The sequence below is a fragment of the Algibacter sp. genome, from assembly GCF_039977455.1.
Taxonomy (GTDB): Bacteria; Bacteroidota; Bacteroidia; order Flavobacteriales; family Flavobacteriaceae; genus Algibacter_B.
Genome location: NZ_JBDWDG010000022.1, coordinates 701,178 through 713,586, shown reverse-complemented (window position 1 = coordinate 713,586; position 12,409 = coordinate 701,178). Strand labels below are relative to the sequence as shown.

The window sequence follows — 12,409 nt, the reverse complement described above, 5'->3', positions numbered from 1 at the left end:
ATCATGATACAACCTTTTGACGACACCTATTTTATGAAGAAAGCGCTACAGGAAGCAGAGGCTGCTTTTGAACAAGGTGAGATTCCTGTTGGTGCTGTTATAGCTATTGATAACAGAATTATTGCACGCGGACATAATTTAACAGAAACATTAACCGATGTAACGGCACATGCCGAAATGCAAGCCATAACTGCGGCATCTAATTTTCTGGGTGGTAAATATCTTCAAAAATGTACCTTGTATGTAACGTTAGAACCTTGCCAAATGTGTGCGGGTGCGCTGTATTGGAGTCAGATTTCTAAAATTGTTTATGGTGCTAGAGATGAAACTCGTGGTTGTATTAATTTAAAAACCAAGTTGCATCCTAAAACTGAGATTTATGGCGGTGTATTAGCAGAGGAATCTTCGGCACTTATGAAACGGTTTTTTGTTGAGAAACGGAATTTGAATTGATGAGGTTGTTTCGGTTTAATCCTTTGTCTTTTAACGTTATGGAGTTGAAATTTACCATCCCTTGCTAATGAAAGGAATTGCTTGAGCTTGAACCTTTTTTTGTTATTACATTAGTACGATACTAGTTAACGGGAAACGACTACTGTAGGCTAGCCTGCGTTAGGGATTGAACGGTTTGTTTGAAATCCTTTTTGCTTTTTGCTAAAAGATTGAGTAGTGAAAGCCCGACCCTTTTCGGGGAACGCCCAATTAGTGTGATGCTTGAAGTGATATTTAATACTTTTTACGTTTTTGGTTTTCGCGCATTTTATCTAAATTTTCTTTGGTTAGCATGTAATCTTTCATGTTTTTATCTTTCCAACTGTAATAGGTATATAACGGAAAAACCACTAAAAACAAACCGGTTACGCCGAAGCCTATTAGTTTTTCAGAATATTCGACATCTAAGGTGAATCCTAAAATGATGCTTGTAAATGCGGCTATGGCTAGAAAATATATTATGTATTTCATGTTTAATGCTATTGGGTAAAATTGATTAATTGTTGCCTATAGGCAGTTAGCAGTTTGGAACGGGATATGTAGCCGTAATATTTACCGTTTTTTACTACGGGTAAGTTCCATGCGCCACTAGACTTGAATTGATCCATAATAGCATTCATGTTGTCGCTTTCGTAATTTATAATTCCAGCATCGGCATGCATGAGGCTTGCAGCGTCTACTTTGTCATAAAGGTCGGTATCAAACATCATATGGCGGATGTCGTCTAAACGTATTACACCTAAAAATTCGTAGTTGTCATTTACGACGGGAAAATGGTTTCGAGACGATTTTGCTACAGCGTTTTTAAGTATGTCGCCTAACTTCATTTCGGGTTTTAGGACGATAAAATTGGTTTCTACAACCTTATCAATATCTAAAACCATTAATACGTTTTTGTCCTTGTCATGAGTTATAAGTTCACCCCGTTGTGCTAGTTTTAAGGTGTATATGGAATGGGAAACGTAGTATTTTGTAATGACGAAAGAAATTGCAGAAACAATCATTAGCGGTACAAAAAGCTCGTATCCACCAGTAATTTCGGCAATAAGGAAAATGGCTGTTAGTGGTGCGTGAAGTACCCCTGCCATTAAACCCGTCATACCAATTAAAGTAAAATTTGATTCGGAAACGTGAAAATCTAGTCCAATATTATTTATGATTTTAGCAAAAGCATTTCCTAAAACATTTCCCATTACTAAGGTTGGGATAAAAACTCCACCAACGCCTCCGGCACCAAAAGTGGTGGTCATGGCAATGGCTTTAAATATACCAATACCTAATAGCAGTGCGATAACTATCCAGATATTGGTTAAGTCTAAATCGAATGGAGTGGTGCCAATGGCTGCTAAATGATCGCCTTTTAATAGGTTGTTCATAATACCGTAACCCTCACCATAAAGTGGTGGTACAAAATAAAGTATAGTACCAATGGCTAATCCACCAATTATTAGTCGGACGGCTCTACTTTCAAATTGCTTAAAGAAGTTGGTTATCGCGAAAAACACTTTTGAAAAATATACGGATGCTAGACCTGTTACAACGGCTAATAGCACGTAAAAGGCAATATCGTTTATTTCGAATTTATCGGTTAATTGAAAGCGTAATAATACATCGGTACCTAAAAACATATAAGAGGTTACCACTGCTGAAACAGATGCCAAAAGCAAAGGCACTAGTGAAGCAAAGGCAATATCGAGACTGAATATTTCTATGGCAAAAATAATGGCTGCAATAGGCGCTTTAAACATGGATGCCATGGCACCTGCCGCGGCACACCCAATAAGGAGCATGCGCGTTTTGGTGTTCATTCTAAATAACTGGGCAGCATTGGATCCTAAGGCAGAACCCACGCTTACCGCAGGACCTTGCAAACCTACCGATCCACCAAAACCAGCTGTTAATGGTGCTGTTATTAATGCGGCGTAGATATTGTACCGTGGAATGATTCCGTTAAGTTTTGAAATAGCATGTAATGTTGATGATATGCCATGCCCAATATGTTTTTTTAACCAAATTTGTTTAATAACATATACCAAAAACAACCCTATCATTGGGAAAATGAAGTACAATGAATTTTGATAATTATTAAAAAACTCTAGCTTAAAAAGCAAGCGAATATAGTGCGTTAAGTTTTTAAGTGTTACCGTACCCAAACCTGCTAAAAAGCCCACAAGGATGCTAAGTGCATAAATAAATTGTCGCTCTGAAATATATTTATATTTCCAGAGTAGAAATTTACGTAGCAGTTTTTTAGTGAATGATGGCATGATATAAAACTAATAAAAAATCCTGCAAAGCGCAGGATTTAATTTTTATGATTTTAAATTAAGTTTTAAACTTAATTCTGTTAACTGTTCATCATCAATTGGAGCAGGAGCGTCTATCATAACATCGCGACCCGAATTGTTTTTTGGGAAGGCAATAAAATCTCTAATAGTTTCTTGTCCGCCTAAAATAGCAACCAATCTATCTAACCCAAAAGCTAAACCACCGTGTGGAGGTGCGCCATATTCAAAAGCATCCATTAAAAATCCAAATTGCGCTTTTGCTTCTTCTTCAGAGAATCCTAAATGTTTTAGCATTATGGCTTGGGTTTGTTTATCGTGAATTCTTATCGATCCGCCACCAATTTCATTTCCATTTAAAACTAAATCGTAAGCATTAGCTTTTACTTCTCCTGGGTTAGAATCTAACAATTCTATTTGCCCTGGTTTTGGCGAAGTAAATGGATGATGCATAGCGTGGTAATGACCAGTTTCTTCATCTAATTCTAATAAAGGGAAGTCAATGACCCATAATGGAGCGAATACTTTTGGATCTCTTAGTCCTAAACGCTCTGCTAATTCCATACGTAACGCGCTTAATTGTGCACGCACTTTATTGGTGTCTCCAGAAAGCACACAAACTAAATCGCCTTTTTTAGCACCAGTAATTTCTGCCCATTTTGCTAAATCATCTTGATCGTAAAACTTATCTACTGAAGATTTAAAAGTACCGTCGTCATTACAACGCGAGTAAATCATGCCTAATGCACCAACTTGCGGACGTTTTACCCAGCTAATTAATTTATCAATTTCTTTTCTAGTATAGCTGTTTCCTCCTGGTACTGCAATACCCACAACTAATTCGGCATTATTAAAAACGCCAAAATCTTTATGTTGGGTTACTTCGTTTAATTCGCCAAATTCCATACCGAAACGAATATCTGGTTTATCGTTTCCGTATAAACGCATGGCATCGTCATATAATAGTCTTGGGAATTTTTCAACATCAACACCGTTTACTTCTTTTAATAAATGGCGAGTTAAACCTTCAAAAGCATTTAATATGTCCTCTTGCTCAATAAACGCCATTTCACAATCTATTTGTGTGAATTCTGGTTGTCTGTCGGCACGTAAATCTTCATCTCTAAAACATTTTACGATTTGGAAGTACTTATCCATACCACCAACCATTAGCAATTGCTTAAAAGTTTGAGGCGATTGCGGCAGTGCGTAAAATTGTCCTTCGTTCATTCTAGATGGCACCACAAAATCGCGTGCACCTTCTGGTGTAGATTTAATTAAATACGGTGTTTCAACTTCTATAAAACCTTCTTTAGATAAGTGATTTCTAACTTCTTGAGTTACTTTATGTCTAAAAATTAAGCTGTTTTTTACAGGATTACGACGAATATCTAAATAACGATATTTCATTCTAAGGTCTTCGCCGCCATCCGTTTTATCTTCAATGGTAAAAGGCGGTAATAAGGCTTTGTTTAAAATCGTTAATTCTGACACTAAAATTTCGATATCGCCAGTAGGGATATTCGGGTTTTTAGAAGCACGTTCAATAACTTTTCCTTTAACCTGAATTACAAACTCGCGACCTAAGTTTTGAGCTTGATCAATGAGTTCCTTAGATGAGCGTTCTTCATCAAAAACAAGTTGTGTAATACCGTATCGGTCGCGTAAATCGACCCAAACTATAAAACCTTTATCTCTTGACTTTTGTACCCAACCAGATAGGGTAACTTCTGTATTTATATTTGCAGCTGTTAATTCGCCACAATTATGACTTCTGTACATAGTAAAATTTTGATGTGCAAATTTAATGAAATACAGGAGAGTATTAATTTTTAAATATGTTTTTTTAATGAAACCGAATTTCAATTTATGGTGTCTGATTTTAGCTGGTTATGGGTTTTATGAAAATACTAGATTTAAAGGTTTTTTTTTGATGTTTTGTTAGGCTTTGTTGCTTTTTTGTGATAATTAACCGTTTTATAGGAGAATATTGTGCTTATTATGTGATGTTTCGTTCAATAATATGCATATATTAGCAAGAACTAACTTTAAATTATTTTAATTATGATTAAATCTTTACATTTTAAATCATTGATATTCCTATTGTTTATGGGGATGTCAGCAACATTAATGGGGCAGGAAGTTTCTGGGACTGTAACTGATGAATCTGGAGCATTACCCGGTGTTTCTGTAATAATAAAAGGAACAACTACAGGAACAACAACCGATTTTGATGGAAACTATTCAATTAACGCCAATACAGGTGATATGCTTGTGTTTTCTTATGTTGGATATGATACACAACAAGTTGTGGTTTCTGGAAATACTTTAAATGTAGTCCTAAAATCGGGTGTGTCGTTAGACGAGGTTGTACTTATAGGATCTAGAAATCCTAGTAGAACAGCTGTAGATACGGCGGTTCCAGTTGATGTTATTGATATGACTGATCTTGTTACGGCAGGACCGCAAGTTTCGGTAACTCAAATATTGAACTATGTTGCACCTTCTTTTTCTTCAAATACACAAACTGTTGCCGATGGAACCGATCACATCGATCCAGCTCAATTAAGAGGTCTTGGTCCAGATCAAGTATTGGTTTTGGTTAATGGAAAAAGAAGACATACATCGTCTTTAGTTAATGTAAATGGTACTCCAGGTCGAGGATCTGTTGGTACTGACTTAAACGCTATTCCTGCAGCATCTATAAAAAGAATTGAAGTATTACGTGATGGTGCGGCTGCGCAGTATGGTTCTGATGCTATTGCTGGTGTAATTAACATTGTGTTAAAAGATAATGTTAACGAATTAACAGCATCTATAACAACTGGTGCTAATATGTCCAAAAATGGAAATGACCATTCGGGCGGAACTGATGGAGAAAAAACACAAATAGATTTAAATTATGGTATTCCATTAGGTGAAAACGGTGGATATATTAATATGACAGGGTCTTTAACAACCCGTGAGCGTACTTCTAGAGCAAGAGCTTATAGCGGAGAGATTTTTCATGCTTACAATGCTATAGAATGGCAGGCAAATCAAGACGGTTATAATTTATCCGATTTAAGAAATAATTTGGGTGCTATACAAACCTATGCTGCTCAAGTACCTTATTTTGATGCTGGATTACAGGCACAAATTGCAGGTGCTACAAGCATTGAAGAATTATCGGGTTATAATACCACTACAGGTGCACAAAATTCAGGAATTTTATCTGGAATTGATGTTACCGATGCAGAGTTAGCATTGAGAGGACAAACACGTAATGATTATAATATGAGTGTTGGTCAATCTGCTTTAGATCAAGGGCAGTTTATGGGGAATTTAGAAATTCCTATTGGCGATGATGAAAATGAAGCTAAATTATATGCTTTTGGTGGGTTATCATACAGACACGGTGATGCTTCTGGTTTTTATAGAACACCAGGACATAGTTCTGGTAGAGGAAATACGTTATCATATATTAATGGGTTTTTACCAAATATTGAGTCTGATATTATCGATAAATCTTTAGGTTTTGGTATTTCAGGAAAAATTAACGATTGGAATATTGATTTATCTCATACTTGGGGCTTAAATACCTTTGCATACAATATTACTAACACGACTAACTTTTACCTAAAAGCTTCATCGCCTACGGAGTTTGATGCTGGACTTAATGGTTTTCAGCAAAACACGGTTAATTTTGATATGTCTAAGTTTTATGATGATATCATGTCTGGTTTAAATGTTGCTTTAGGTGCAGAGTATCGCGTTGAAAATTTCTTTATTGAAGCTGGAGAAGAATCGTCGTATGCTAAGTATGATGTAAATGGAGAAGTCGAAACTGCGACTGCCTCTGAAGATCCTACATTACAAGTAACTGACTTTTTTGGTAATCAGGCAAGTGCTGGAGCACAAGTTTTTTCAGGGTTTACACCGGAAAATGCTATCGATACTAAAAGAAATAGTATGGCCTTATATATTGATGTTGAAGCTGATATTACTGAAAAGTTTTTGATGAGTGGTGCTGTGCGTTTTGAGGATTTTAGTGATTTTGGAAGCACATTAAATGGTAAATTAGCCATGCGTTACAAACTAAGTGAGAATACAAATATTAGAGGAGCTTTAAGTACTGGTTTTAGAGCGCCGTCATTACATCAACAGTTCTATAGTAAATCAAACACGCTGTTTAATGATCAAGGAATTGCACAGGAGGTTGGAACCTTTACTAATAATTCTAGAGCTGCTAAATTAGTAGGAATACCTAAACTAAAGGAGGAAACTTCGTTTAATGCTAGTTTAGGGTTTACTTCTAAAATTCCAGATGCTAACTTAACAATAACTATAGATGGATATTTTATAGCTATTGATGATAGGGTTACTTATACAGGTAATTTCTCAAATCCTGACGATGGCTCTCCATTGGCTGATATTTTTACGAACCTAGGAATAGGTCAAGCGGCATTTTTTGCTAATGCTATAGATACAGAAACCAAAGGTTTGGATGTTGTTATTTCGCATAAAGCTAATATTGGTGAAGGTAGGTTAACTAATAATTTGGCAGCTACTTATTCAAAAACTAAAAAAGTAGGTGCAACCAAAGGAAGCGAATTACTGACTGAGGCAGGTTTATTAGATAATTATTTTGATGAAGGTTCAAGAGTGTATTTAGAGCTAGCTGTACCAAGAGTTAAAGCAAATTTATCACATAACTTAGACATGGGCGATTGGAATTTCTTCTTAAGAAATGCATTTTTTGGTAGTGTTTACGATACCGGAAATTTAACAGGTGGTGGTCACCCAGAAATTGGGTCCAATGTGGTTACCGATTTAACTATTGGTTATAACTTTAGCGATGCCTTAAGGTTAACAGTTGGTGCTAATAATTTATTGGATGTTTATCCTGATGAGTTGCCTGGGTATTTAACCTCTAGTAATCAATTTGTGTATTCACGTCGTGTGTCTCAATTTGGTAACAACGGACGTTATGTGTTTGGTAGATTAAGTTTTAATCTAAAATAAAATGCTATGTGAAGTCGAGTTAATTAAATAGTTTGACAAATTATAGTAGAATAAAATTTAAACCAGAGCATTTATTTGTTCTGGTTTTTTTTGTAATAAATAGTTGAAATGGTATGCTCAAAATCATATTTACTTGGTATGTTGAATTTTGGAATTCTCAAAATAAGTAACAATAGTTTGTGTATAATTAATATTTAATGAGTTTTTAGTGTTTTTTAGCGATATTTTTAGGATATTTAACTCAACTAACTCAAAACAAATTAAATTATGTACAAAATTTTGAAATCTAAATTATTTTTGTGTTTGTTATTTTTTGTTCCTATTGCTATTTATTCACAGCAAATTACAGGGACAGTAACAGATGGAGTAACAAACATGCCTTTGGTAGGCGCAAATGTTATTGTAAAAGGCACAACAACTGGAACAATTACAGATTTTGATGGTAAGTTTAGTATTAAAGTAAATAGCTTACCAGCAACCCTAGTGTTTTCTTCCATAGGGTTTACTACTTTAGAAGAAAAATTAACCACAGCTAGAGTTGTAAATGTGACTTTACAAGAGTCTGCAACTGCGTTAGATGAAATAATAATTTCTGGTTTAGCCTCTAGTGTTAAAAGAACAAATGCTGCCAACTCGGTAGCTTCAATTTCTTCTGAACGATTATCTGGCGTAACGCCACCTCAAACATTAGATGGTGCATTAGCAGGTAAATTTACTGGAGCTTTGGTAACATCCAATTCTGGTGCTCCCGGTGGTGGTATGTCTGTAAAATTAAGAGGTGTTACTTCAATTAATGGTAATTCTCAACCTTTATACATTATCGACGGTGTTTATATCGATAATAGTAGTATTTCTTCAGGAGGTTTAAATACTGTTTCTGGAGCTGCAAGTGGAGGGAATCCATCATCACAGGATAATGCAACAAATAGAATTGCAGATATTAACCCAGACGATATAGCAAATGTTGAAATATTAAAAGGAGCTTCGGCGTCAGCTATCTATGGTTCTCGTGGGGCTGCTGGTGTTATTATTATAACAACTAAAAAAGGTAAGTCGGGAAAAACTAATATAAATTTTTCTCAATCAGTAGGGTTTAATGAAGTAATTAATTTACAAGGACAAAGAAATTGGACAGCTGCATTAGCTGAAAGTGAATTTGGCGAAGGTGCCCTATATACTGCTGCAGAAGCTGCAGGTACTTTAAGAGATTATGAAAAAGAAATTTTTGGTGAAAAAGGGTTTATATCTAATACTAGCGTAAGCATGTCTGGAGGTTCAGACAAAACTACATTTTATGGTGGGTTAACTCGAAACCAAGAAGATGGTATTGTTAAAAGAACAGGGTATGATAAAACATCTTTAAGGTTAAATGTAGACCATAAGTTTACAGATAATATTAAATTATCTATGGTTAGTAACTATATCAATTCATCTGCTGATAGAGGTTTTTTTAATAATGATAATACAGGTACTACCTTAGGTGTTGCATTAACATCTACACGTCCATGGGATTATTTATTGCCTGATGCTAATGGTAACTATCCCGATCATCCAAATAATTCATCAAACCCGTTACAAACAAGAGATTTGATGACTAATAACGAAACAACCAAAAGGTTTATTACAGGTGGAACCTTGGATATTAATTTGTATAAGGGTGATAAATCGGACTTGCAGTTTGTAGCTAAGGCAGGTTCAGATCACTACACATTAACATCAACTGTAATTTTTCCAAAAGAATTACAATTCATGAGGCCAGATCAAGGTGGTGTAAATGGGGTTTCGGCTATAACAAATACGACAAATACAAATGCAAATTATTCTGCTTTCTTAGTACACAACTATAGAACAGATGATGATATTAGTTTTACAACACAGGCTGGTGTAACAAATGAGCAGTTTTCGCAAAATGTAGTGCGAGTTGTTGCTTCAGATTTAATTGCATCTGAAACCAATGTAGATCAAGCTGCTAATCAAGCCGTTAATCAATTTAGGTTAGAGCAAGAAGATTTCGGTTTTTTTGTACAAGAATCTGTTAATTATCAAGATAAGTTAATCGCTACTTTAGGTATAAGAGGAGATAAATCAACCAATAATGGAGATATAAATGAATTGTTTTATTATCCAAAAGGGTCTTTAGCTGCCAACTTACATAATTTTGATTTTTGGGGTGATAATGAGACTATTAATAGGCTAAAACCAAGAATTGCTTATGGTGAAGCAGGAACTTTTGCTGCATTCGGTTCTTTATTTACTATTTACGGAAGTACGGGAATTGATGGTAATGTAGGGATCGTTGTGCCTACAATTAGAGGTAATGCTGCAATTAGTCCAGAAAGACAAAGTGAATTAGAATTTGGTTTTGATGCAGGGTTTTTAAATGATAAAATTTCTTTAGAATTTACTTACTATAAGAAACAAGTTGACGATTTATTATTAAACGCTAACATTGCACCATCAACAGGGTATGTTAATGAATGGGTAAATGCTGGAACCCTAGAAAATAAAGGTTTGGAGATTGGGATTAATGTAAATGCCATTGAGTCTGAGGATTTTAGTTGGGATACTGGTATAAGCTGGTATAAAAACAAATCTGAAATGACTAAACTAAATGTTCCTACTTTTAATTTAGGAGGTTTTGGTAATAGTTTAGGACAGTTTCAAATTGAGGAAGGAAAAAGCGTTACACAAATTGTAGGAACAACAGGTCCTGGAACTCCCGTATCCGTTTTAGGTGATGCGGAGCCAGATTTTCAGGTGTCATTTACCAATAAATTAGTTTATAAAGATTTTACAATGTCTTTCTTATGGCATTGGAAACAAGGAGGGGACAATATTAATTTATCTAAGCTTCTATCGGATTTTGGAGGTACAAGTGCCGATTTTGATGATTTTGATGTAGATCCAGCTGGTTTAATTAGAAATGGAGACTATAGAATTGATAATGGTTTAAATGCTGGTAATGCCAAACCTTTTGTTGAAGACGCCTCTTATTTAAGACTTAGAGAAATTGGATTGTATTATTCACTACCTAAAGAAAACCTAGATAAATGGTTTAATGGTATAGTATCAAATGTAAAAATTGGGTTATCAGGAAATAACTTAATTAATATTTTTGATTATAATAGTTATGATCCAGAGGTTTCGAACTTTGGTGGTAATGGTTTATCAACAGGAGTTGAAGTAACACCTTTTCCATCATCTAAAAGATATATGTTCCATTTATCAGCACAATTTTAATAATTAAAAATTTAGAAAAATGAAAATAACAATAAAAATTTATTTATTAATATTCACCATTGGTGTTTGGTCGTTTACATCATGTACGCTTGAAGGTGGTGAAAGTTTAAACGGAGCCAGCACATCTTCAATATCTGATGATTTATCTAGAGGAGAGTTGCCACAGGCAATTTCAGGGGTGCTTTCAGATATGAGAGATCGATTAAATACTCAAATTGATGTGCAATGCATTTTAGGAAGAGAGTATTATTATTTTACAAATTCCGATCCGCGATTTGAAGGTGATGTGGTTAATGGGAATCTTGATGATAATACGTTTTATACAACCGCGCCTTGGGGTTCAAGATACGCAGCTATAAAAGATATTAATTTAGCTTTAACAGGCTTAGAGAATACGACAGCTGATTTTTCTGAAGAGGAAAAAGCCGCAATTAGGGGCGTGTTAAATACATTAAAAGCGAATGAGTTATTAACCGTAGCAAATAATCAATATACCAATGGAATTAGGATAGATGTTGTTGATCCAGATAATTTAGGGCCTTTTGTAGGTTATACTGAAGCTTTAGCAGCAATTAATGATCTTTTAACTACTGCGGCTAGTGATTTAGCATCAGGAGGAACTAGCTTTCCTTTTAGCTTAACAACAGGTTATGAGGGTTTCGATACTCCTGCTGGTTTTTTAGAGTTTAATAAAGGATTAAATGCAAGAGTTGAAGCCTATAGAGGTAATTATACAAATGTACGTTCACTTTTAGGAGATTCTTTTATGGATATGACGGGAAATTTAAATAAAGGAGTATATCATACTTTTTCTTTATCTGGTGCAGATCAGGCCAACCCGCTTTTTATTGCTTTAAATCAAGAGGCAAATGTTAGAGTAGCTCATACTAGTTTTACTGATGACGCTTTAGCTAATGATTCTAGAGTAGACAAAGTAGTGCTTAGAGACAGTCCGAGAGAGGCTTCGGATTTAGTTGGGACACATGATGTGTGGATTTATAAATCTAATATTGATGCAGTACCATTAATTAGAAATGAAGAGTTAATTTTATTATATGCGGAAGCTAATATGGTATCAAGTCCAGCAGATGCAGTAGCAGCAATTGATGTAATTAGAAATGCTGCAGGTGTTGGTCCATATCTTGGACTTCAAACGCCAGCTGCCTTAGAAGACGAAATTCTTTTTCAAAGAAGATATTCCTTATTTGGTGAAGGCCATAGATGGATTGATATGAGAAGGTTTGATAGGCTTGATGAACTGCCTAAAGATAGGGTTGCGGATAAAATTCCAGATGCAATTCCAGTACCAGCAAACGAAAATAAATAATAATAGTATTTAGAATTATCAAAAAGCCCCAACGTACGTTGGGGCTTTTCTTCGCTATTAA

General features: G+C 35.1%; 7 protein-coding genes. 4 read left to right on the top strand and 3 right to left on the bottom strand.

Annotation, left to right across the window (positions count from 1 at the left end; translation table 11 throughout):
- The first annotated feature begins 3 nt into the window (after nucleotides 1–3).
- Complete coding sequence (locus ABJM36_RS12020) at nucleotides 4–453, top strand: nucleoside deaminase (RefSeq protein WP_348451694.1); 450 nt, start codon at nucleotides 4–6, stop codon at nucleotides 451–453.
- A 273-nt stretch (nucleotides 454–726) separates the two neighbouring features.
- On the opposite strand, the gene ABJM36_RS12015 is transcribed toward ABJM36_RS12020, so the two are convergent.
- The 3 genes from ABJM36_RS12015 to aspS are packed head-to-tail and all read right to left on the bottom strand — an operon-like array spanning nucleotide 727 to nucleotide 4,559.
- Nucleotides 727–963 (bottom strand): hypothetical protein, encoded by a 237-nt coding sequence (locus ABJM36_RS12015; protein WP_348451692.1) that lies wholly within the window; start codon nucleotides 961–963, stop codon nucleotides 727–729.
- An 8-nt stretch (nucleotides 964–971) separates the two neighbouring features.
- Complete coding sequence (locus tag ABJM36_RS12010; RefSeq protein WP_348451690.1) at nucleotides 972–2,759, bottom strand: chloride channel protein; 1,788 nt, start codon at nucleotides 2,757–2,759, stop codon at nucleotides 972–974.
- 45 nt (nucleotides 2,760–2,804) lie between these two features.
- Entirely contained in the window at nucleotides 2,805–4,559 is a 1,755-nt protein-coding gene (aspS, locus tag ABJM36_RS12005; protein ID WP_348451689.1) for an aspartate--tRNA ligase, read from the bottom strand.
- Between the two features lie 282 nt (nucleotides 4,560–4,841).
- Here aspS and ABJM36_RS12000 point away from each other — a divergent pair, with 282 nt between their 5' ends.
- The 3 genes from ABJM36_RS12000 to ABJM36_RS11990 all read left to right on the top strand — a co-directional run bounded on the left by ABJM36_RS12000 (nucleotide 4,842) and on the right by ABJM36_RS11990 (nucleotide 12,348).
- Nucleotides 4,842–7,781 carry a TonB-dependent receptor gene (locus tag ABJM36_RS12000; protein ID WP_348451687.1) on the top strand — a complete coding sequence of 980 codons (2,940 nt, stop codon included), beginning with the start codon at nucleotides 4,842–4,844 and terminating at the stop codon, nucleotides 7,779–7,781.
- A 267-nt stretch (nucleotides 7,782–8,048) separates the two neighbouring features.
- Entirely contained in the window at nucleotides 8,049–11,021 is a 2,973-nt protein-coding gene (locus ABJM36_RS11995; protein WP_348451685.1) for a SusC/RagA family TonB-linked outer membrane protein, read from the top strand.
- 19 nt (nucleotides 11,022–11,040) lie between these two features.
- The gene (locus ABJM36_RS11990) at nucleotides 11,041–12,348 is read left to right on the top strand and encodes a RagB/SusD family nutrient uptake outer membrane protein (protein WP_348451683.1); all 1,308 of its coding nucleotides are present in this window, start codon (nucleotides 11,041–11,043) and stop codon (nucleotides 12,346–12,348) included.
- The last annotated feature ends 61 nt before the right edge of the window (nucleotides 12,349–12,409 follow it).

What these genes read in the sequence shown, in the direction of transcription:
- ABJM36_RS12020 (WP_348451694.1), top strand. Translation starts at nt 4, where the DNA reads ATGATACAACCTTTTGACGACACCTATTTTATGAAGAAAGCGCTACAG.
- ABJM36_RS12015 (WP_348451692.1), bottom strand. Translation starts at nt 963, where the DNA reads ATGAAATACATAATATATTTTCTAGCCATAGCCGCATTTACAAGCATC.
- ABJM36_RS12010 (WP_348451690.1), bottom strand. Translation starts at nt 2,759, where the DNA reads ATGCCATCATTCACTAAAAAACTGCTACGTAAATTTCTACTCTGGAAA.
- aspS (WP_348451689.1), bottom strand. Translation starts at nt 4,559, where the DNA reads ATGTACAGAAGTCATAATTGTGGCGAATTAACAGCTGCAAATATAAAT.
- ABJM36_RS12000 (WP_348451687.1), top strand. Translation starts at nt 4,842, where the DNA reads ATGATTAAATCTTTACATTTTAAATCATTGATATTCCTATTGTTTATG.
- ABJM36_RS11995 (WP_348451685.1), top strand. Translation starts at nt 8,049, where the DNA reads ATGTACAAAATTTTGAAATCTAAATTATTTTTGTGTTTGTTATTTTTT.
- ABJM36_RS11990 (WP_348451683.1), top strand. Translation starts at nt 11,041, where the DNA reads ATGAAAATAACAATAAAAATTTATTTATTAATATTCACCATTGGTGTT.